26 protein-coding genes are annotated in these 20,015 nt (G+C 73.3%); 13 read left to right on the top strand and 13 right to left on the bottom strand.

The genetic code is table 11. From position 1 onward, the window contains the following. Positions 1-12 precede the first annotated feature (12 nt). Positions 13-486: a YflT domain-containing protein gene (locus ABD644_RS17895; RefSeq protein WP_344690367.1), complete on the top strand. Its 474-nt coding sequence runs from the start codon at positions 13-15 to the stop codon at positions 484-486. Positions 487-492: 6 nt separating this feature from the next. On the opposite strand, the gene ABD644_RS17900 is transcribed toward ABD644_RS17895, so the two are convergent. Next, the gene (locus tag ABD644_RS17900) at positions 493-687 is read right to left on the bottom strand and encodes a hypothetical protein (protein WP_344690368.1); all 195 of its coding nucleotides are present in this window, start codon (positions 685-687) and stop codon (positions 493-495) included. 38 nt (positions 688-725) lie between these two features. Further along, positions 726-1,532 carry a TrmH family RNA methyltransferase gene (locus ABD644_RS17905; RefSeq protein WP_344690369.1) on the bottom strand — a complete coding sequence of 269 codons (807 nt, stop codon included), beginning with the start codon at positions 1,530-1,532 and terminating at the stop codon, positions 726-728. Positions 1,533-1,720: 188 nt separating this feature from the next. Here ABD644_RS17905 and ABD644_RS17910 point away from each other — a divergent pair, with 188 nt between their 5' ends. Genes ABD644_RS17910 through ABD644_RS17920 form a run of 3 tightly spaced genes read left to right on the top strand, consistent with a single transcriptional unit; the run spans position 1,721 to position 3,866 of the window. Beyond that, entirely contained in the window at positions 1,721-2,443 is a 723-nt protein-coding gene (locus ABD644_RS17910; protein WP_344690370.1) for an ABC transporter ATP-binding protein, read from the top strand. Further along, a complete protein-coding gene (locus ABD644_RS17915) occupies positions 2,440-3,237 on the top strand; it encodes an ABC transporter permease (protein WP_344690371.1) in 798 nt (265 codons plus the stop codon). The genes ABD644_RS17910 and ABD644_RS17915 overlap by 4 nt, the downstream gene beginning before the upstream one ends. Next, a complete protein-coding gene (locus tag ABD644_RS17920; RefSeq protein ID WP_344690372.1) occupies positions 3,153-3,866 on the top strand; it encodes a TetR/AcrR family transcriptional regulator in 714 nt (237 codons plus the stop codon). Before ABD644_RS17915 ends, ABD644_RS17920 begins: the two co-directional genes overlap by 85 nt. Before the next feature lie 21 nt (positions 3,867-3,887). Here ABD644_RS17920 and ABD644_RS17925 read toward each other — a convergent pair whose 3' ends face one another. After that, positions 3,888-4,724 (bottom strand): thioesterase family protein, encoded by an 837-nt coding sequence (locus tag ABD644_RS17925; RefSeq protein ID WP_344690374.1) that lies wholly within the window; start codon positions 4,722-4,724, stop codon positions 3,888-3,890. A 27-nt stretch (positions 4,725-4,751) separates the two neighbouring features. Here ABD644_RS17925 and ABD644_RS17930 point away from each other — a divergent pair, with 27 nt between their 5' ends. Next, positions 4,752-5,720 (top strand): aldo/keto reductase, encoded by a 969-nt coding sequence (locus tag ABD644_RS17930; protein WP_344690375.1) that lies wholly within the window; start codon positions 4,752-4,754, stop codon positions 5,718-5,720. Between the two features lie 68 nt (positions 5,721-5,788). Here the strand turns inward: ABD644_RS17930 and thpR are convergent, their stop codons facing one another. From thpR to ABD644_RS17955, 5 genes are all read right to left on the bottom strand, one after another. Continuing rightward, positions 5,789-6,475 (bottom strand): RNA 2',3'-cyclic phosphodiesterase, encoded by a 687-nt coding sequence (gene thpR, locus ABD644_RS17935; protein WP_344690376.1) that lies wholly within the window; start codon positions 6,473-6,475, stop codon positions 5,789-5,791. Continuing rightward, complete coding sequence (locus tag ABD644_RS17940; RefSeq protein WP_344690377.1) at positions 6,367-6,822, bottom strand: hypothetical protein; 456 nt, start codon at positions 6,820-6,822, stop codon at positions 6,367-6,369. The genes thpR and ABD644_RS17940 overlap by 109 nt, the downstream gene beginning before the upstream one ends. Positions 6,823-6,908: 86 nt before the next feature. Continuing rightward, on the bottom strand, positions 6,909-8,162 hold the full coding sequence (locus ABD644_RS17945; RefSeq protein ID WP_344690378.1) for an MFS transporter: 1,254 nt from the start codon (positions 8,160-8,162) through the stop codon (positions 6,909-6,911). A gap of 59 nt (positions 8,163-8,221) precedes the next feature. After that, complete coding sequence (locus ABD644_RS17950; protein WP_344690379.1) at positions 8,222-8,656, bottom strand: MarR family winged helix-turn-helix transcriptional regulator; 435 nt, start codon at positions 8,654-8,656, stop codon at positions 8,222-8,224. Between the two features lie 38 nt (positions 8,657-8,694). Next, on the bottom strand, positions 8,695-10,251 hold the full coding sequence (locus tag ABD644_RS17955) for an NCS2 family permease (RefSeq protein ID WP_344690381.1): 1,557 nt from the start codon (positions 10,249-10,251) through the stop codon (positions 8,695-8,697). 121 nt (positions 10,252-10,372) lie between these two features. On the opposite strand from ABD644_RS17955, the gene ABD644_RS17960 reads away from it, so the two are divergent. Next, entirely contained in the window at positions 10,373-10,609 is a 237-nt protein-coding gene (locus ABD644_RS17960) for a DUF2530 domain-containing protein (protein ID WP_344690382.1), read from the top strand. 96 nt (positions 10,610-10,705) lie between these two features. Here the strand turns inward: ABD644_RS17960 and ABD644_RS17965 are convergent, their stop codons facing one another. Continuing rightward, entirely contained in the window at positions 10,706-11,527 is an 822-nt protein-coding gene (locus tag ABD644_RS17965) for a DUF3027 domain-containing protein (RefSeq protein ID WP_425547469.1), read from the bottom strand. A 117-nt stretch (positions 11,528-11,644) separates the two neighbouring features. Here ABD644_RS17965 and ABD644_RS17970 point away from each other — a divergent pair, with 117 nt between their 5' ends. Both ABD644_RS17970 and ABD644_RS17975 read left to right on the top strand, forming a co-directional pair. Beyond that, a complete protein-coding gene (locus ABD644_RS17970; protein WP_344690384.1) occupies positions 11,645-13,537 on the top strand; it encodes an MFS transporter in 1,893 nt (630 codons plus the stop codon). Next, positions 13,534-14,040, top strand: coding sequence for a DUF2771 family protein (locus ABD644_RS17975; RefSeq protein WP_344690385.1), 507 nt, complete (start codon positions 13,534-13,536; stop codon positions 14,038-14,040). The genes ABD644_RS17970 and ABD644_RS17975 overlap by 4 nt, the downstream gene beginning before the upstream one ends. 49 nt (positions 14,041-14,089) lie before the next feature. Here ABD644_RS17975 and ABD644_RS22750 read toward each other — a convergent pair whose 3' ends face one another. After that, entirely contained in the window at positions 14,090-14,485 is a 396-nt protein-coding gene (locus tag ABD644_RS22750; RefSeq protein ID WP_425547470.1) for a cold-shock protein, read from the bottom strand. A 150-nt stretch (positions 14,486-14,635) separates the two neighbouring features. Here ABD644_RS22750 and ABD644_RS17985 point away from each other — a divergent pair, with 150 nt between their 5' ends. The 3 genes from ABD644_RS17985 (at position 14,636) to ABD644_RS17995 (ending at position 16,227) form a co-directional block, all read left to right on the top strand. Continuing rightward, positions 14,636-14,995, top strand: coding sequence for a YidH family protein (locus tag ABD644_RS17985; RefSeq protein ID WP_344690386.1), 360 nt, complete (start codon positions 14,636-14,638; stop codon positions 14,993-14,995). Continuing rightward, the gene (locus ABD644_RS17990; protein ID WP_344690387.1) at positions 14,992-15,312 is read left to right on the top strand and encodes a DUF202 domain-containing protein; all 321 of its coding nucleotides are present in this window, start codon (positions 14,992-14,994) and stop codon (positions 15,310-15,312) included. The genes ABD644_RS17985 and ABD644_RS17990 overlap by 4 nt, the downstream gene beginning before the upstream one ends. Positions 15,313-15,390: 78 nt before the next feature. Further along, on the top strand, positions 15,391-16,227 hold the full coding sequence (locus ABD644_RS17995) for an alpha/beta hydrolase (RefSeq protein ID WP_344690388.1): 837 nt from the start codon (positions 15,391-15,393) through the stop codon (positions 16,225-16,227). Between the two features lie 9 nt (positions 16,228-16,236). Here the strand turns inward: ABD644_RS17995 and ABD644_RS18000 are convergent, their stop codons facing one another. After that, positions 16,237-16,803, bottom strand: a complete 567-nt coding sequence (locus ABD644_RS18000) for a nucleotidyltransferase family protein (protein WP_344690389.1) — start codon at positions 16,801-16,803, stop codon at positions 16,237-16,239. Between the two features lie 77 nt (positions 16,804-16,880). On the opposite strand from ABD644_RS18000, the gene ABD644_RS18005 reads away from it, so the two are divergent. Beyond that, positions 16,881-17,651, top strand: coding sequence for an endonuclease/exonuclease/phosphatase family protein (locus tag ABD644_RS18005; protein WP_344690390.1), 771 nt, complete (start codon positions 16,881-16,883; stop codon positions 17,649-17,651). A gap of 61 nt (positions 17,652-17,712) precedes the next feature. Beyond that, the gene (locus ABD644_RS18010) at positions 17,713-18,027 is read left to right on the top strand and encodes a hypothetical protein (RefSeq protein WP_344690391.1); all 315 of its coding nucleotides are present in this window, start codon (positions 17,713-17,715) and stop codon (positions 18,025-18,027) included. 77 nt (positions 18,028-18,104) lie between these two features. Here ABD644_RS18010 and ABD644_RS18015 read toward each other — a convergent pair whose 3' ends face one another. Together ABD644_RS18015 and ABD644_RS18020 are read right to left on the bottom strand one after the other, a co-directional pair. Next, positions 18,105-19,760, bottom strand: a complete 1,656-nt coding sequence (locus ABD644_RS18015) for an AMP-binding protein (protein WP_344690392.1) — start codon at positions 19,758-19,760, stop codon at positions 18,105-18,107. After that, positions 19,757-19,984, bottom strand: a complete 228-nt coding sequence (locus ABD644_RS18020) for a hypothetical protein (protein WP_344690393.1) — start codon at positions 19,982-19,984, stop codon at positions 19,757-19,759. The genes ABD644_RS18015 and ABD644_RS18020 overlap by 4 nt, the downstream gene beginning before the upstream one ends. Positions 19,985-20,015 lie beyond the last annotated feature (31 nt).

Consider the following 20,015-nt stretch of genomic DNA (forward strand, 5'->3'; position numbering starts at 1 on the left):
GTTGAACCGGGCATGTCAGCGTCGGTGTCGATGCCGCTGGGCGGCGTCCAGGTGGGTTCCTACGACAGCTACGAGCAGGCGCAGGCCGCCGTCGACTACCTCTCGGACGAGAAGTTCGCCGTCGAGAACGTCACGATCATCGGCAGCGACCTGCGCATGATCGAGAAGGTCACCGGCCGGATGACGATGGGCCGCGCGATCGCCGCGGGTGCGGCCGGCGGCGCCTGGTGGGGTCTGTTCGTGGGCCTGCTGCTCGGCATCTTCTCCGACACCGGCGGCGCCTGGGCCGGCGCCGTGCTCCTCGGCCTGGCCATCGGGCTGGCCTTCGGCGCTGCCTTCGGGGGAATGGGCTACGCCGCGACCCGGGGCAAGCGCGACTTCATCAGCACCAGCAAGATCGTCGCCGGCCGGTACGACGTCATGTGCAACCCGCCGCAGGCCGAGGACGCCAGGGCGCTGCTCGCCCGCTTCTCCCTGCGCGGCTGACCCGGGTCACCAACCCGGGTCGTTGAACCACCTGACCTCGCGGGCCCTGCGGTAGGCCTTCTGGTCGACGCGCTGCTCCGCGGGATCGCGGTCAACGAAGTCGGGGTCGACTTTCGCCCTCCGCCGCCTCGCGCGGTCTCGCAGCCGGAGCACGCCGAGCACCGCTGCGATCCCGAGCGGGAGAAGTCCCCAGACCAGCATGGCGGGAAGCTAGCGGAACCTTCGTGTCCCGTACACGCTCAGCGCAGTGAAGCGAAAGCGATCGCGGCCGCCGCGGCCACGCCGAGGGAGTCCACCCCGGGGCGCATCCGGATCCGCGCCCGCACCATCGCCGCCGCCTGCGCCTCGGCGGTGAGCCCCGGACCCTCCGCACCCAGCAGGACCGCCGTCCGTGGGTGCGCCGTCGCGTCGACGTCGTCCAGGTCGACGGCGTCCGCGGCCGGGGTCAGCGCCACGGTCAGGTAGCCGGCGTCGTGCAGCCGGGCGAGGTCCCCCGGCCAGTCCGGCAGGACGGCGAACGGCAGCGCCAGGACGTGCCCCATCGAGACCCGCACCGAGCGCCGGTAGAGCGGGTCGGCGCACCGCGGGTCGAGCAGCAGACCGTCGATCCCGAGCGCGAGCGCCGAGCGGGCGATCGAGCCGAGGTTCTCCGCGTCGTTGAGCGCCTCGAGCACCGCGAGCCGACGCGGCGCGGCCGGATCGGGGCCGGCGAGCAGCGCGTCGAGGTCCGCGGGGGGACGTCGGTCCGCGGACGCGACCACCCCGCGGGTCAGCCGGAAGCCGATCACCTCCGAGAGCACCCACTTGTCGGCCTCGTACGCCGGGACGTCGGCCGGCAGACCGAGGGCGGCCACCCGGCCGGGAACCCCGAACACCGCCCGCACCCGGTACGGCGACGCGAGCAGCCGCTCGACGGCGGGCACGCCCTCGACGATCACCGGGCCGGTGCCGCGTTCCCGCCCGGCGGGCCGGTCGCCGGCCTTGAGGTCGCGGAAGTCGGCGACCCGCGGGTCCGCGGGATCGGTGATCAGTTCAGGCGCCGGCACGCAGCCATTGTCCCGATGATGATCAGCCTGGCTGATCACCGGGCACCTGGTCACCGTCGACGCTGAGCCAGGCTGCCCGCAGCTGAGTCACGACGCCGCTGCGGCACCGGGACCAAGGGCTTTATTGACGCCGGGAATGCAACTCATCTAGCGTTGAGTTCATCATTCGTTGAGTTCTGGAGGCAGCCATGGGCGCCGCCGTCACCGTCACCGACCTGGTCGTCCACCGGGGGCCACGCCGGGTCCTGCACGGCCTGTCCTTCGCCGTCCCCCCGGGGCAGGTGACCGGCCTCCTCGGGCCGAGCGGCGGCGGGAAGACCACCCTCATGCGCGCCGTCGTCGGCGTGCAGGTGGTGCGGTCGGGCGAGGTCACCGTCCTGGACGAGCCGGCCGGTGCGCCGGTCCTGCGCCATCGCGTCGGCTACGTCACCCAGGCCCCGAGCGTGTACGAGGACCTGACCGTGCGGGAGAACGCCCGCTACTTCGCCGCCCTGCACGGCATGAGCGCCCGGGAGGCCGACGCCGCCCTCGCCGACGTCGGGCTCGCCGACGCCGCCGGGCAGCTGGTCCGCAACCTGTCGGGTGGGCAGCAGAGTCGGATCTCGCTGGCCTGCGCCCTGGTCGGCGCCCCGGAGGTGCTGGTGCTCGACGAGCCGACGGTGGGCCTCGACCCGGTGCTGCGCGTGGAGCTGTGGGACCGGTTCCACGCGCTGGCCGCGGCGGGGACGACGCTGATCGTCTCCAGCCACGTGATGGACGAGGCCAGCCGCTGCCACCGGCTGCTCCTGCTCCGCGACGGCGACCTGATCGCCGACTCCACCCCGGCCGAGCTGCGCAGGGACGGCCGGTCCGACGACCTGGAAGAGGCCTTCCTCAACCTGGTCATGGACCGCCAGGAGGTGGCGGCATGACCACCGCAGCGGTCCGCCCCGAGACGCGGACGATCCACCTGAGCCCTCGGCTCACCACCGTCACCGCCGCCCGGGTACTCCGCCAGCTGCGGCACGACCACCGCACCATCGCGATGATGCTGGTGCTGCCCAGCGTCCTGCTCGGCCTGCTCTACCTGCTGTGGAAGGACCTGCCCGTGCCGCCGGGGCAGCCGAGCCTGTTCGACCGGGTGGGCCTGACCATGCTCGGGATCTTCCCGTTCATGGTGATGTTCCTGGTCACCAGCATCGCGATGCTGCGCGAGCGCACGTCGGGCACGCTCGAGCGGCTGCTCACCACTCCCCTCGCGCGGCTGGACATGCTGCTCGGCTACGGACTGGCGTTCGGGCTCGCGGCGGCCGTGCAGGCCGCCGTCACGGTGACGATCGCGACCACGGTCTACGACCTCGACGTCGTCGGGTCGGTCTGGCTGGTGGTCCTGATCGCGGTCGTCGACGCCGTCCTCGGCGTCGCCCTGGGCCTGCTGGCCAGCGCCTTCGCCCGCACCGAGTTCCAGGCCGTGCAGTTCATGCCGGTGGTCGTGCTGCCGCAGTTCTTCCTCTGCGGCCTGCTGGTGCCGGTGGACCAGATGGACGGCTGGCTGCAGGCCATCAGCAACGTGCTGCCGCTGACCTACGCCGTCGAGGCCCTGCAGGAGGTCGGCAGCTCCCCCGACGCGACCGGCACGATGTGGATCGACGTCGCGGTCGTCGCCGGTGCCGCCCTGCTGGCCCTCGCCCTCGCCGCGGCGACCCTGCGGAGGAGGACGAGCTGAGCGCGCTGCCGAACCGACGGCCGGGCCGCCGGCCCGGCAACCCCGACACCCGGGAGGCGGTCCTCGCCGCCGCCCGGGCGGCGTTCGCCGAACGCGGGTTCGACGGCGCGACGATCCGCGGCATCGCGGCCGACGCCGGCGTCGACCCCGCGCTGGTGCACCACTACTTCGGCAGCAAGGACAAGCTGTTCCTCGCCGCCGTCGACGCCCCCGCCGACCCCGACGACCTGCTGCCCGAGGTGCTCGCCGCCGACCGCGCCGTCCTCGGCGCCGCGGTGGTGCGCATGGCGCTGCACGTCTGGGACGGCCCCGCCCGGCCGGCCGGGCTGGCGCTCATCCGCTCCGCGGTGAGCAACGAGTGGACGGCGAAGCTGCTGCGCGAGTTCCTGGTCTCGAAGGTCCTGCGCAAGGTGGTGGGCAGCCTCGGCTACGACCCCGACGTGCGGGCCGCCCGGGCCTCGCTCGTGCTCTCGCAGCTCATGGGGATGGTGATGGCCCGCTACGTCCTGCGGCTGGAGCCGCTCGCATCGGCGTCCCCGGAGTCGATCGTCGCGGCGATCGGCCCCACCGTGCAGCGCTACCTCACCGGCGACGTCGAGCTGCCCGGCCGGCCTGACCGGCACACCTGACCGCGTCCTGGCTCACCATCGTCAGCGGGCGGCGCGGGCGAGCTGGCGGCTCTGCGCAACCAGCCGGCCGGTCGAGTCCCAGATGCGGTAGTCCTCGTCCACCCAGCCGCCGGCCATCTCGCTCGCCCGCGCCTCGACCAGGCACCAGCCCGGGGCCGGCAACGCCCGCACCAGCACCTGCAGCTGCACGGTCGGCGCCCAGCCGATCCGTCCCAACGCGAAGCCGGTCGGCGGCAGGGCGTCGGCGAAGGTCAGCAGCGCCAGCGGGTCGGGTTCGCGACCATCGGCGAAGCGCACCCAGGCCCGGATCACCGGTTCGGCCGACGCCTGGCCGAACACCCAGCCGGCGGTGCTCGCGTCGAGCCGGGTGTCCACCCGCAGGCTCAGCCCGGGGATCGCCAGGCCGGGCGGGGCCAGGTGCCGGTGCTCGGCCACCGAGAAGCACTCCTCCACCGGCGGCACGTCGGGCATCGGGACCGAGTACTCCGCCGGCTCGTCCCCGAGGGTCGCCGTCGTCGCCAGGACGGTCAGCGCGACCCCACCGGCGTCGGCGAGGGTGACCGTCGAGTGCGCGAGCGTCCGACCGCCGGGGCCGGGCTGCACGACCAGCGAGACCGGGCCCGCGGCCGGTGCGCGCAGGTAGCTCGCCGAGAGCGCGACCGGGTGCGGGTGGGGGCTCTCGAGCACCGCCGCCCGGCCGGCCACCGACAGCAGGTAGCCGCCGTTGAGGATCCCGCCCCCGACGTCCCACCCGGCGTCGAGCTCGGCGAGCAGCCCGCCGCCCTCCGTCCGGACGACGGCGGTGGCGGTGTCGAACGCGGTGGCGGATGCGGTGGTGCGGTCATCGTCCTGCGGCACGCCGTCCAGGGTGCCAGGGTGAATTCCATGGACTACACGCACCTCGGACGTAGCGGCCTCTCGGTCTCCCGGCTCTGCCTGGGCACGATGAACTTCGGGTGGAAGACCGAGGAGGCCGACTCCCACGCGATCATGGACCGCGCGCTGGCCGAGGGCATCAACTTCTTCGACACCGCCAACGTCTACGGCTTCGACGCCGGCAAGGGCCGCACCGAGGAGGTGCTCGGCAGCTGGTTCACCCAGGGCGGCGAGCGCCGGGACAAGACGGTGCTGGCCACCAAGGTCTACGGCTCGATGACCGACTGGCCCAACGACACCTTCCTGTCCGCCCGCAACATCGTGCGCGCCTGCGAGGGCTCCCTGCGCCGGATGGGCACCGACTGGATCGACCTCTACCAGTTCCACCACGTCGACCTCGAGACGCCGTGGGAGGAGATCTGGCAGGCCTGCGAGACGCTGGTCGCGCAGGGGAAGGTGCTCTACGTCGGCTCGTCGAACCACGCCGCCTGGCAGATCGTCGCCGCCAACGAGGCCGCCGCCCGGCGCAACTTCCAGGGCCTGATCAGCGAGCAGTCGCACTACAACCTACTGACCCGCCACGTGGAGCTGGAGGTGCTGCCGGCCGCCCAGCACTACGGCGTGGGGATCATCCCGTGGAGCCCGCTGGCCGGTGGCCTGCTCGGCGGCATCCTGGAGAAGACCGAGGGGGGACGGCGGTCCGAGGAGCGCAACCAGAAGCGGATCGAGGAGCACCGCCCCGCACTGGAGGCCTACGAGGCGTTCTGCCGGGACATCGGGCACGCCCCGGGCGACGTCGGGCTGGCCTGGCTGCTGCACCAGCCGGCGGTGACCGCTCCCATCGTGGGCCCGCGGACCATGGAGCAGTTCGACAGCGCGCTGCGGGCGCTGGACGTGACGCTCGACGAGGAGCAGCTGGCCCGCCTGGACGCGATCTTCCCCGGCTACAAGGCAGCCCCCATGGAGTACGCCTGGTAGTAGAAGGACCCCGCTGCCCCCCCACCACTCGCAAGCTCGCGGCGGGCCCCTGCAGCAGGGCCGCTCCATCACGTCACCAGCGGCCAGGTGGCGAGGGTGTCGTAGGTCGGCGTCGGGCCGAGGTGGCTCTCGATCAGCCGCACCTCGGTGACCGGCCAGTCCGGCCCGCGGTAGTCGGCGAGCTCGTCGGTCACGGTCCCGTCGGCCGGCTGCCCCGGACGCCACCGGCCCAGGGTGAGGTGTGCCCGGAACGGCCGGTCCTCGACCTCGAGCCGCAGTGACCGGGCGACCGCGGCCAGCCGGGCCGCGAGGGCCGTCAGGGGCGCGACGTCGCCGCCGAGACCTGCCCACGCCACCTGGGGACGGCGCACCGACCCGAACCGCCCGCCGCCGCCCAGCCGCAGCACCATCGGCGGCGCCTGGGCGACGGCCGGTCCGGCGCGCTCCACGAGTGCCGCGACCGTGTCGGCCGGGACGGCGCCGAGGAACAGCAGGGTGAGGTGCCACCGCGAGGGATCGGTCCAGCGGGGAGCACCCGGGACCGACCGGAGCGGCTCCAGCGCGGCGGCGAGGTCGTCGCGGGCCGGTGCCGGCGGGTCGACGGCGAAGAACAGCCGGCGGAGGTCCCGCCCGGGGCGCGCCGGGGTCAGCCGTGCACCACCAGGCCGGCCGCCTCCAGCGCGGCGAGCACGCGCACCCGCTCGATGTCGCGGGCGTTCCCGGCCGCGGGCTGCTCGGCGAGCTCGTGCGGGCACTCGAGCATCTCGGCCGCCTCGACGAGCACGCCGTCGTAGGCCGCCCAGAGCGCCTTCCAGCGGACGAGGGTGGAGCCGGACGGGACGAGCGCGACCTGCCGGTTGAGCCGGCGCAGGTCGGCGGCGACCACCTGGATCGGCCGGCGCACGGGTTCGGCGGGCGCCGCAGCCGACGCGACGCGACGCGGCCGCGCCGGGGTGCGGCGACGGTGCGTCCGGCGGGCGTGCCGGCGCTCGGCGATGGTGATCGGGTCCTCGACCGCGCAGCGGGAGGCCCACCGGTCGGCGAAGAACAGCAGCGCGGTGAACAGGAGCGCAGCCAGCACGATCTGGACGACCAACATCACGCCGCCTCCCGATGCCACTCGAGCGCCGATTCGACGGTACTCCCGGGTCCTGGCCGGCGGCGACGGCCGTTGCCGGATCGATGCCGTCAGTCGCCCACGCGCAGGTGCAGCCACGGCCGGGCCCGCTGGGCCTCCAGCCGCACCCGCCGTCCCCGGCCGAGCCAGGCCCCGGCAGCGAGCGCGGCGACGACGCAGACGGCGCCGCCGAGGATCAGGCCCCACGGCGCCCCGAAGCGTTCGGAGATCCAGCCGATCAGCGGTGCCCCCACCGGCGTTCCGCCGAGGAAGCACATGAAGTACAGCGCCATGACCCGGCCGCGCATCTGCGGGTCCACGCCCAGTTGCACGTAGCTGTTGTTGGCCACGGCGAACACCAGCGCGGCCGCACCCGTCGGGACCAGGAGCACCGCGAAGGAGAGGAAGCCGGGCATCAGCCCGGCCACGATCGTGAGCAGCCCGAACAGCACCGCCGAGCCGACCAGGAAGCGCTGCCGCGGCCGCAGGCTGCGCCGGGTGGACAGCAGCGCACCGGTGAGCGAGCCGACGGCGAAGAACGTCGACAGCAGCCCGAACGCCTCGGCGCCCAGCCCGAACACCTCGCGGGCCATCAGCGCGATGGTCACCTGGTAGTTGAAGCCGAAGGTGCCGATCACGAACGCGAGCACCATGGCCAGCACCAGATCCGGGTGCGCCCAGGTGTAGGCCAGTCCCTCGCGCAACTGCCCGCGGGCGCGTGCGACCGGCGGGCTGGGCCGCAGCTCCGAGACCCGCATGCCGGCGAGCGCCGCGAGGGTGAAGGCGAAACTCGCCGCGTTGACGAAGAACGCCGGCGCGGTGTCACCCGACGCGGCGCCGATGAGCAACCCCGCCAGGGCGGGGCCGACGAGGCGGGCGCCGTTGAAGGTGGTCGAGTTCAGGCTCACCGCGTTGGTCAGCAGTTCCGGGCCGACCATCTCGGACACGAACGCCTGCCGCACCGGGGCGTCGATCGCCGACACCGAGCCGAGCCCGGCGGCCAGCAGGTAGACGTGCCAGAGCTCGACCGACTCGGTGGCCACCAGGAGCCCGAGTCCCAGCGCCAGCACACCCATCAGCGCCTGCGTGATCAGCAGCAGCCGACGCTTGCTGTAGCGGTCGGCGAGGACCCCGCCGTACATGCTCAGCAGGAGGGTGGGCCCGAACTGCAGGGCGGTGGTCAGGCCGAGTGCCACGCCGCTGTCCCCGGACAGCTGGAGCACCAGCCAGTCCTGACCGATGCGCTGCATCCACGTGCCGGTGAGGCTGACCAGATTCGCCGAGGCGTACCGGCGGTAGTTGCGCACCCGCAGGGCGCGGAACATCCCGTTGTCCGGCGGGGCAGCCGGTCGTTCGTCGGTCGCTCGCTCAGTGCTCGTTCAGGTCACCCACTGGCCAGCTTGTCCATGATCACGGCCGCCTCGCGCAGCACGGCGCGTTCCTCCGGCGAGAGCTCCTCCAGGTGACCGGTCAGCCACGCCTCGCGGGCGCGGGCCTCGGCCGCCAGCAGTTCGTCGGCGGCCGGGGTCAGCTCGATGACCACCTGCCGGCCGTCGGTCGGGTGCGGGGTCCGCGTCACCAGGCCCAGGCTCTCGAGGGCGACCACGACCCGCGTCATCGACGGTGGCTGCACCCGCTCGTGCCCCGCCAGCTCCCCCGGGCTCATCGGCCCGTGCCGCTTGAGCGTCGACAGCGCGGCCAGGTGGGTGAGGGTCACCGCGGTGCTCACCCGCTGGTTGCGCAGCCGGCGCGAGAAGCGCATGACCGAGAGCCGGAGGTCGTGGGCCAGCGCCGCGGTGTCCAGCGACGAAAGGCTCACGATCGTTAGCCTAGCTGACGAACGGCCGTCCTCGTGTCTCAGAAGAGTTGCTGCAGCGGCTCGAGCGCGAAGTAGACGAGGAACATCGCCGAGATGACCCACATCAGCGGGTGGATCCGCCGCACCTGGCCGGTCACCGCCGAGAGGAGCACGTAGGTGATCACGCCGGCGCCGATGCCGTTGGTGATCGAGTAGGTGAACGGCATCAGGGCGATGGTCAGGAAGGCCGGGATGACCAGGACCATGTCGTCCCAGACCAGGTGCCGGATCTGGGTGATCATCAAGGCCCCGACGATCACGAGGGCGGGCGCGGCCGCCTCCGACGGGACGACCTGCACCAGCGGGCTGAAGAACATCGCGACGAGGAACAGCACACCGGTGGCGACGCTGGCCAGGCCGGTCCGGGCGCCGTCGGCGACACCGGACGCGCTCTCGATGTAGGTCGTGTTCGACGAGACGCTGCCGGCGCCACCCGCGGCGGCGGCCAGCGAGTCGACCAGCAGGACCGGCTGCGACTTGGGCAGGTTGCGGTCCTTGTCGAGCAGGCCGCCCTCCGCGCCGACGGCGGTGACCGTGCCGACCGTGTCGAAGAAGTCGGCGATCATCAGCGAGAAGACGATCAGCAGGGCGGCGATGACGCCGATGCGCTCGAACCCGCCGAACAGCGAGAAGTTGCCGATCAGCGAGAGGTCGGGCGCGCTGACCACCTGGTCGGGCAGCGTGGGCACCTGCAGCGCCCACCCGCGCGGGTTCACGCCGTCCTCGGTGAACGTGGGACCGACCTCGGCCACGGCCTCGACGATCATCGCCAGGATCGTCGTGGCGACGATCCCGATCAGCAGCCCGCCCTTGACCCGCCGCACGACCAGCACGCTCATCAGCAGCAGACCGACGACGAAGACCAGGATCGGCCAGCCGGCCAGCTGGCCGTTGATGCCGAAGGAGACGGGGACGACGCCCTCCTGGGCGCGGCGGATGAAGCCGGCGTCGACCAGGCCGATGATCGTCAGGAAGAAGCCGATGCCCACGGCGATGGCTGTCTTGAGCTGCGGCGGGATGGCCTCGAACACCGCGCGGCGGAAGCCGGTGAGCACCAGCACGGTGATCAGCAGGCCCTCGAGCACGACCAGGCCCATGATCTCCGGCCAGGTGAGCTGGGTGAAGGCGAAGACGGCGACGATCGCGTTGATCCCGAGGCCGGTGGCGACGGCGAACGGGTAACGGCCGACGACGCCCATCAGGATCGTCATCACGCCGGCGATCAGGGCGGTGACCGCGGCGACGCCCGGGAAGGGCAGCTCGCCCCCGCTGACGTCGGCGCCGGACAGGATGATCGGGTTGAGCACCACGATGTAGGCCATCGTGAAGAAGGTGGTGAACCCGCCGCGGATCTCGCGGCCCACCGTCGAGCGGCGGGCGCTGATCTCGAAGTAGCGGTCCAGCCCGTTCTTCGGCCGCACCTTCGGCCCGTCGCTGCGCCGTGGCTTGTTCTCGGCCACGACGTCCGCGGGCGTCCCGCTGTCGGCGTCGGTGGTGGCGGCAGCGGTGCCCTTGGCGCGGCTGGCACCGGCGGACGGGCGCGACTTCTCGGGCATGCAGACTCCCCGTGACGGGCACGATCAGGCTTCGAGCGGCGACAGCGTGCCACATGATCGTTCCGGTGAGGCCCAGGTGGACCGCGCACCACGCCGCGGGACGTCGTCCTAAGGTCTGCGTGTGCCCCGACCGACCAAGCACGCCCCTCCGCCGCTGCAGGTGGACACGGCCCGTGTCGTGCTGGTCGGGATCGCCGTCTGGGCGGTCGCGCTCGTCGTCCTGCTGTTCCTGGGCGACCGGGTCGACCGCATGTGGACCTGGACCTGCGTGGCCGCGATCGGGCTGGGGATCCTGGGTCTCGGGATCATGCGCCTGCAGGGCCAGCTGCCGCGCCGTCCCGACCGCCCCGAGAACTGAGCGAGTAGTCCCAGCTTTCGGTACCGAAAGCTGCGCGGGAGCCTTCCGCTTTCTGTACCGAAAGCTGAAGAGGAACGGTTCGGAACGGCGTCGCCGCTAGTCGGTGAGGACGTCGAACTCCGAGGTGTCGTAGCGCGCCGACGTGACCACCTCGGTGGGGTCGTCGGCGACCAGCGTCGCCTGGCTGTGCGCCCCGCAGCCGTAGTCGGCGGTGACGACCCGGCCGTCGGCGGGCGCGTAGGCGTTGCCGCACGCCCCCACCATCGGCCGCAGCGATCCCGCCAGCGGCAGGTAGAAGCCGCAGGTCAGGCACGGCCCCGGGGCGTGCCGGGCCATCGCCGTGTTCGGGCCGAACTCGCCCGCGGCCCAGCGGGACACGGCCTCCGAGCGGCCCTCCCGGGACATGACCCGCTCGCGACCGAGGCCGAGCTCGAACGCGGCGACGGATCCCTCCGCGTCGTCGGCGGAGTCGTCGTCGACGGTGTAGGCGGGTGCCAGCCGCGGGTCGTCCTCCGTCGAGGGCAGCACGTCGCCGACCGACAGGTCGCCGGGACGCAGCCGCTCGTGCCAGGGCACCCACGCGGGGGCCAGCAGCGCGTCGTCGCCCGGGAGCAGGACGACCTCGTCGACGGTGACGGCCTCCTCCCCGGGCACTCGCCCGAGGGTGACCGCCCAGCGCCAGCCGACGTACCCGGCGAGACGGCTGGCGAAGCTGTGGGTCAGCAGCAGGCCGAGCCCGGCCGGGTCGATCCCGTCATCGACCGGCTCGACGGGCTCGATCGACACGCCGAGGTGGTCGCCGACCAGCGCGGGGTCGCCGGCGGTCTCCGCGGCCGCGGAGCGGGCCAGTTCCACCGCCCCGGCCAGGACGACGTCGGCGGAGGCAGCGGACCGCAGATGGGCGTGGGGCTCGGTCACGGGAGCCATTGTGGCTGACGCGCGCCCGCCCGTGTCGCGCCGCACCCCGAAAGTGCCACCGGGGACGCTCGGGGCCGTTCCCCCCGCCCGCCCAGGTCCGTGCGGCACGATGGGGTCGTGTCCGCCTCCCGTCGCCCCGGTGCCCGTCGCCGGCCGCGGCTGCCCGGGCGCGGCGGTCCACCGCCTCTGGAGCGGGCCGACACCACGCCGCTCGAGGTGCCACGGCCCTCGACCCGCCCGCTGCGGGCTCCGGGCGCCGTCCCGCCGGGCGAGGACACCCCCACCGACGTCGTGCCCCCGTACCCGCCCGCGGGCGGCACCTGGCAGCCGCCTCCCGGGCAGTGGCAGCCGCCTCCCGCGCAATGGCAGCCGCCTCCCGGGCAATGGCAGCCGGCTCCCGCCTGGCAGCCGGCGCCGGGGGCGTGGCAGGCCGGTCCGCCCCAGGGGCAGCCCGGACCCGAGCCGTGGCAGCCGGGGAACGAGCAGTGGCAGCCAGGGGCCGGGCAGTGGCAGCCGGGGAGCGAGCAGTGGCAGCCGGGGGCATGGCAGCCGGACCAGGCACCGCCTCCCGGCGGTGGGCAGTGGGCGTACGACCCGCCCCCGGGGGCCGGCGCCGTCCCGCCGTCCCCCGATGCCGTCCCGCCACCCAAGGTCACCGTCGCCCGGGTCGCCGTCGCCCGCTCCCGGCAGCTCACCGCCGCCGCGGCCGAGCGCGTGCGGACCGCCAGCCGAGCCGACGGCGCCGGCGAGAGCGGGCTCACCCAGCTCCTCTGGGTCAACGCCCTGCACATGGCCGGCGACGCGATGATCGCCGTGTCGCTGGCCGGCACCCTCTTCTTCGCGGCGACCACCGACGCCCAGCGCAGCAACGTCGCCCTCTACCTGCTGGTGACGATGGCGCCGTTCGCCGTGCTGGCGCCGGTGATCGGCCCGGTGCTCGACCGGCTGCAGCGCGGCCGCCGCTGGGCGATCGCCGTCAGCCTCTTCGGCCGGTGCGTGCTGGCCCTCGTGATGGCCGCCCACTACGACGACTTCTGGCTGTATCCCGCAGCACTCGGCGTGCTCGTGCTGTCCAAGTCGCACAACGTGCTGCGGGCCGCCGTCGTCCCGCGGGTGCTCCCGGCGGCGATGTCGCTGACCTCGGCCAATGCCCGGCTCTCGGTCTTCGGCCTGGCCACGGCGGGTGTCGCGGGCGCCATCGCGGCCGGCATCGCGTGGGCGCTGGGGTTCTCGTGGCTGCTCCAGGTGACCGCCGTGGTCTTCGCCGCCGTGGGCGTGCTCGCCCTCCGGCTGCCGCGGCACGTCGACGTCCCGACCGGTGAGATGCCCGCGGACGTGTTCACCACCGGCGAGATCGAGCTCCCCGGACGACGCCGGCGGGCGGTGAACCCGCACGTCGTCCTCGCCCTGCGGGCCAACGCGGCGCTCCGCGGGCTCGGGGGCTTCCTCACCATCTTCGCGGCGTTCCTCGTGCAGGCCAGCTTCGAGGGCGGGTGGGAAGCGACGCTCGCCCTCGGCGCGATCGCCGCGGCGGCCGGCATCGGCTCCTTCGCCGGCACCGCCGTGGGCTCCCGGCTGCACGCCGCCGACCCCGACCGCGTGGTGCTCATCGCCGCCGGGGCCACCGCCGGGATCACGGTGTTCGCCGCGCTGTTCTACAGCTTCGCCATGGCCGTGGTCGTGGCACTCGTCGCGGCCGTGACCAACGCGCTGGGCAAGGTCTCGCTCGACGCGATCATCCAGCGCGAGGTGCCCGAGCGGCTGCGGGCCTCGGCGTTCGCCCGCTCCGAGACGATGCTCCAGCTCGCGTGGGTCGTCGGAGGCGCGCTCGGCATCGCGCTCCCGCCGACCGGCTGGCTGGGCTTCACCGTCGCCGCCGCGCTGCTCGTGCTCGCGGTCGGGCTGGTGCTCTGGAGCCTGCACCGCAGCCGGCGGCCCCCTCCCCTTCCCGCGCAGCCGGCCTGGCCCTCGGACGCACCCACCGACCCGCTGGGGCAGCGGTGGTCGTGACCCGGGTGCCCGCGCTGCTCGTGGGACCGGTCGTGCTGCTCGTCCTCGCCGGCTGCGGCGGGAGCGAGGCGTCCGACGCGCCACCCGACGTCCGCGTCAGCGTGGGCGCCCAGGAGGTGACCTTCCGCCCGACCCAGTACTGCCTGGACGGCGAGTGGCAGCGCTACACGGTGACCCCGCCGATCCTCGAGGTCTCCCCCGACACCGCGATCTCGCTCACGGTGCCCGACTCCCTGGCCGACAGCGGCTGGAGCGTGCAGGTGTTCGACGAGCGGCTCGAGGAGCCGATCGGCGACGTCGACGTGCCGTCGGGGACCACGGTCTTCGACGAGATCAACACCTCCGACGTCGTCCCGCCGGCGTTCTACCTCGTGATCGTCGAGGACAAGGGCGGCGCGTGCGGCGAGCTGACCGGCGCGTGGCCGGTGGGCTTCATCCGCTCCGACGGCGATCTGTCGACGACGCCGTCGTCCGGCCCGCCGAGCTCGTCACCCGCCGGTTAGACCCCGTCCAGGGGCTCGCCGCGAGCGTGCGAGCGGTGAGGGTCCTTCGTCAGCCCTCCAGGTCGGCGGCGACGGCGCGCAGCACCGAGGCGACCTTGCGCGACTCCGCCCGGTCGGGGTGCCGGCCGCGGCGCAGGCCTTCGCCGACGTCGTCGAGGAGCTTGATCAGGTCCTCGATGATCGGCACCAGCTCGTCGGGCTTCTTCCGCTTCTGCTCGGCCACCGTGGCGGCGACCGACGGCAGCGGCTCGAGCACGCGCACCTGGAGGGCCTGGTCGCCGCGCCGACCGGCGACGATGCCGAACTCCACGCGCTGACCGGGCTTGAGCTCCGTCGTGCCGCTGGGGAGGGCGTCCTTGTGCACGAAGACGTCCGGACCGTCCTCGCGCGAGAGGAAGCCGAAACCCTTCTCCGGGTTGAACCACTTGACTCTGCCGGTGGGCACGGTGAGATCCCTGTTCCTCGCTACGGATCCGGCGCGGACGCCGGGGGTCGGCTGCGGCACGCGGCCGCTCGCCCGACAGGTTAGCCGTCGCCCGCGTGGCCCGGACCCGCCCTTCCGCGCGCCACCGTGTCGCGCCCTAGCCTGACCCCCGTGTCCCTCCCGGCCGAGCAGAGCGAGCACCCCGACTACCGGTTCACCCTCGCCAACGAGCGGACCCTCCTGGCCTGGTTGCGCACCGGGCTCGCGATCGTCGCGGGCGGGGTCGCGGTGGTCACCTACGCGCCGGACCTGGGGACTCCGTGGGCCAGCAGCGCGGTCGCCGTCGCCCTCGTCCTGATCGGCCTGGGGACGTCGCTGGCCGGGTACCGGCACTGGCACGCGAACGAGCGCGCCATCCGCGCGGGCGAGCCACTGCCGCACAGCTGGCTGATGCCGACGGTGTCAGCGGCGATCGCCGGTGTCGTGGTGGTCGTCGCCGTCCTGGTCGGGATCGAGGTGCTGGACCAGTGACCGCCCCGCCGGGCGTGCCCGAGGAGCGGACCGCGCTGGCCTGGCAGCGCAGCGGCCTGGGCATGCTGGGCGTCGCGGCGCTGGTGGGGCACTCCGCGGTCCGGCACGGGGAACCGACGCTCATCGCGCTCGCCGGGTTCGTGGCCCTGCTCGGGCTCGGGGTCCTCGGCGGGCTCGCCCCGGTGCGCTACCGCCAGGTGCGGCGCCGGCTGGCGGCCGACGAGTACGTCGGCGAGACCCGGATGGTGGCCGCCGCGAGCATCGCCGTCGCGCTCGTCGGAGTCGCCGCGGTGGTGGCGATCGTCCTCGCGCGCTGACCCGCGGCGGGGACGTCCGGCGCGACGTCGCGGCGAACGCCTCTGTCAGCGGGCGCGGCCCGGGTCCCACGATGCCGCATGCCCCGCGCCGGCCGATGCCGCACCGAGGTCGTCGCTGTCCCGGTCGTCGCCGTCTCGGTGCTCGTCGCCTCCGCGTGCGGCGGCACCCCGCCCGACGACGGCTACCGCGTCACCTCGCAGACCGTGTCGGACGAGACGACGCAGACCATCTCGGTCTTCGCACCCGACACCGACGGCTCGTGGTCGGTTGTCCTCGCCTACCACGGCAACGAGGGCGAGAGGGCCGACATGGCCCTGCTCGGCGAGCGGGTCGCAGCAGCCGGGGCGGTCGTGTTCGCACCCGACTACCGCAGCGGCGACTTCAGCGAGAGCGGGCTGATCGAGACCGTGACCGACGTGGAGTGCGCGTACCGGTACGTCCGGGGCATCGCCGCCGACCACGGCGGCGACCTGCAGCGACCCGTGGTCTGGGTGGGCTGGTCCCTCGGTGCCGTGTGGGCCGTGCAGGGCGGCCTGGACGAGACGGTCGACGACACCGGGACGATCCTCCCGTGCCCATCCGATGCCCCGCGGCCGGACGTGATCATCGCCGTCGCGGGCTGCTTCGAGGAGGTCGGGCCGGGCTTCGACCCCGATCAGTGGGGGAACCCGGACGCCCGCCTGATCCTCGTCGCCGGGGAGGCCGACACGGTCTGCCCGGCCGCGGAATCCCAGCGGGTGACCGAGGAACTGCGGGCGCGGGACTACGACGTGCGCCTCGTGATGCTCGAGGGCGCCGATCACTTCGCGCCCGTGTTCCACCGCGAGGAGAACGGACGGCTGGTCGACGCCCCCGACGAGCCCGCCGGGCAGGAGGTCCTCCGGCTGATCACCGACGCCCTCAGGGATCCCTGAGAGCGCGCGTCAGCTCCCGTCCGCGCCGGGGAGGACCCGCAACCGCTCGAGCAGGTCGAGGAAGACGACGGCGAAGTCGTTGCCGGCCACCTCGCGGCGCACCTCGGCCCAGTCGATCTGCTCGCGGAGGGCCCGCGCGACCGGCAGCAGCCGGGAGAAGTCGCAGTAGTGCTCGTCGAGCGCCATCAGCTTGGTGACGACGATGTCGGTGGCCAGCAGCACGGGCATCCGCACCGACAGCACCGGGAGGACCTCCGACCGGTCGATCAGGTCGCTCTCGACCGGGTGGCCGCAGGTCCGCCACAGCACGTCCACGAACGAGCCCCCGCCGACGACCTTGACCAGCCAGTCCTCGGCGGGCTCCTCGACGCGGAGACCGGCCGCGGCGAGCACCTTCGCCGCCCGCTCGGCCTCGGCCTCCGGCACCAGGAAGTCCGCGTCGTGGTCCGGCTCGGGTGCGCCACGGACCCAGGCGGCGTACCCGCCGCACAGCGCGAACGGCACGTCACCCTCCTTGAGCGCGACCGCGGTCCGCTTGAGGAGGTCGCGGATCTCGTCCCGTTCCGATGGCTGCACGCCCGACCTGCTACCCGTCCGGACGCACGGCACGCACGCCGGGCATCGGAAGCACCCGCCCGGGGCACAGAGGACCCGTGCGCATCGCGACGTTCAACATCCTGCACGGCCGCTCCCCCGACGACGGCCGGGTGGACGTCGACCGGTTGGCGGCTGCGGTGAAGAGCCTCGACGCCGACGTCCTCGGGCTGCAGGAGGTGGACCGGGACCAGCCGCGGTCCCTCGGCGCCGACCTGACCTCGGTGGCCGCCGAGGCGATGGGCGCCCCGGAGCACCAGTTCGTGGCGGCCCTGTCGGGCACCCCCGGCGGAACGTGGATGGCGGCGACCGGCGAGGAGCAGCCCGGGTCGGCCAGCTACGGCATCGCCCTGCTGTCCCGGTACCCGGTGGTGTCCTGGCGGGTGGTGCGCCTGCCGGCCCTGCGGACGAGCGTGCCGCTGTGGTCCACGTGGACGCACCGCCCGTTCATGGCCCGCGACGAGCCGCGGGTCGCCGTCGCCGCCGTGCTGGACGGGCCGTTCGGCGAGTTCACCGTGTGCAACACCCACCTGTCGTTCATCCCGGGCTGGAACGCCCTGCAGCTGCGCCGCCTGGTCCGCTCGCTCACCGGCACGCGCGAGCCGCTGGTCCTCCTCGGCGACCTGAACATGCAGCCCGCGCAGGCGGCGAAGGTCACCGGGATGCGCTCGATCGCCTCCGCCGCCACGTTCCCCGCCCCCCGGCCCACCCGCCAGATCGATCACGTGCTCGTCCGCGGGTCCGGCCTGCGGGCCACCGGCCCGGCCGAGGCGGTGCAGCTGCCGCTGTCGGACCACCGCGCCCTGGTCGTCTCCTGCGACGCCGGTTAGGCGCTGGCTGACCTGCGGCGACGGGTCGCGGCGGACCGGCGGCTAGAGGATCATGACGGCCATGGCAGCCGCGGCCCGAGTCTTCACGATCCTCGCCACCGTCGTCCGCGTCGTCTGCTCGGTGATCGCGGCACTGATCGTGATCCATGCGATCTTCGTGCTGTTCGAGGCCAACCCGGACAACCTGCTGGTCGAGTTCACGACCGGGTGGCGCGACACGTTCGGCTGGTTCACCAAGGACCTGTTCGCACCGTCGGACCCGAAGATCGCCGAGGCCATCAACGACGGGCTGGCCGCGCTGATCTGGGTCGTCGTCGGCAGCCTGCTGTCGAAGCTGATCGTCCGCTTCGCCCCGGCTCCCAAGGCGAAGGCGTAGGCCTCACGCGCCCAGCCGCGGCCCCGTCCAGAGGCTCGCGCCGAGCTTGCGAGGCGTGAGGGGGACGGGGTCCTTTCTCAGGCGTTCTTGACGGCTGCGGCCGCCTGCAGGCCCAGTTCTTCGACCGACACCTGGCGCATCTCGATCTTGCGGATCTTGCCCGTCACGGTCATCGGGAACTCGTCGACGACCTTGACGTAGCGCGGCACCTTGTAGTGGGCGAGCTTGCCGGCGCAGAACTCCTTCAGCGCCTCGGCGGTGAGCGGCTCGGCACCCTCGCGCACCCGCACCCACGCCATGAGCTCCTCGCCGTAGCGCTCGTCGGGCACCCCGATGACCTGCGCGTCGACGATGTCCGGGTGGGTGTAGAGGAACTCCTCGATCTCCCGCGGGTACACGTTCTCCCCACCGCGGATGACCATGTCCTTGATCCGGCCGACGATGTTGAGGTAGCCCTCGGAGTCCATCACCGCGAGGTCGCCGGTGTGCATCCAGCGGGCGCGGTCGATGACCTCGGCGGTCTTCTCGGGCTCGTTCCAGTAGCCGAGCATCACCGAGTAGCCGCGGGTGCAGAACTCCCCCGGCGTGCCCCGCGGGACGGTGAGCCCGGTCTCGGGATCGACGACCTTGACCTCGAGGTGCGGGTGCACGCGGCCGACGGTCGACGTCCTGCGGTCGAGGTCGTCGTCGGCGCCGGTCTGGGTGGACACCGGTGACGTCTCGGTCATGCCGTAGCAGATGGTCACCTCGGCCATCCCCATCTCGTTGACCACCCGCTTCATCACCTCGACCGGGCACGGCGAGCCGGCCATGATCCCGGTGCGCAGCGACGAGAGGTCGTAGTCGGCGAAGTTCGGCAGCGCGAGCTCGGCGATGAACATCGTGGGGACGCCGTAGAGCGAGGTGCAGCGCTCCTCCTGCACGGCCTCCAGCGTCAGCGCGGGGTCGAAGCCGGGTGCGGGGATCACCATGGTCGCCCCGTGCGAGGTGCACGCCAGGTTGCCCATGCCCATGCCGAAGCAGTGGTAGTAGGGCACCGGGATGCAGACGCGGTCGGCCTCGGTGTAGCCGCAGCCCTCGCCCACGAAGAACCCGTTGTTGAGCAGGTTGTGGTGGGTGAGCGTCGCGCCCTTCGGGAAGCCGGTGGTGCCCGACGTGTACTGGATGTTGATCGGGTCGTCGGCCGACAACTCGGTCTCGCGGCGGACCAGCAGCTCGCGGTCGCCGGCCCGGCCGGTCTCCAGCAGCCGCTGCCACTCGGACGAGCCGAGGAAGACGACCTCGCGCAGGTCGGGGCAGTCGCCGCGCACCTCGGCGACCATCGCGCGGTAGTCGCTGGTCTTGAAGTCCGGCGCGCTCACCAGCACCGAGATGCCGGCCTGCTTCAGCACGTAGGACAGCTCATGGGTGCGGTACGCCGGGTTGATGTTGACCAGGATCGCGCCGAGCTTCGCCGTCCCGAACTGGACGAACGCCCACTCGGCGCAGTTGGGCGCCCAGATGCCGACGCGGTCGCCCTTGCCGACGCCGAGGGCGTCGAGGCCGAGGGCGACCGCGTCGACCTCGGCCACGAACTCCGGATAGCTGAACCGGCGACCCGTGGCACACTCGACGAGCGCTTCGTGGTCGCCCACCCGCGCCGCCGTCCGATCCAGGTTGGCCCCGATCGTGTCGCCGAGCAGGGGGACCGTGGAGGTCCCGCTGCTGTAGGACGGCAGCGCGGGGGCGGTCACCGCTTCCGGCCTTCCGCGGTCATGACCCCGGCCCGGTTGGGCTTGTCGGTCGGGTGGGCGTACCGGAGGCGCTCGACCGGGATCGGGAAGAAGTGGTCCTCGCCGAAGGGGTTCAGCGGGCCGGCGACCGACGCGGAGAGCTCGGTCAGCGGCGGGCCGCCGCTGTCGGACTCGCCCCAGGTGGGCTCCACGAGGTGTGCGTTCTTCGCCTTGCGCTTGGCCATGTCGCCTCCGTGTCGTGCCGGCGCACCGCGC

It is taken from the genome of Blastococcus jejuensis (assembly GCF_039534705.1).
GTDB classification, from domain to species: domain Bacteria; phylum Actinomycetota; class Actinomycetes; order Mycobacteriales; family Geodermatophilaceae; genus Blastococcus_B; species Blastococcus_B jejuensis.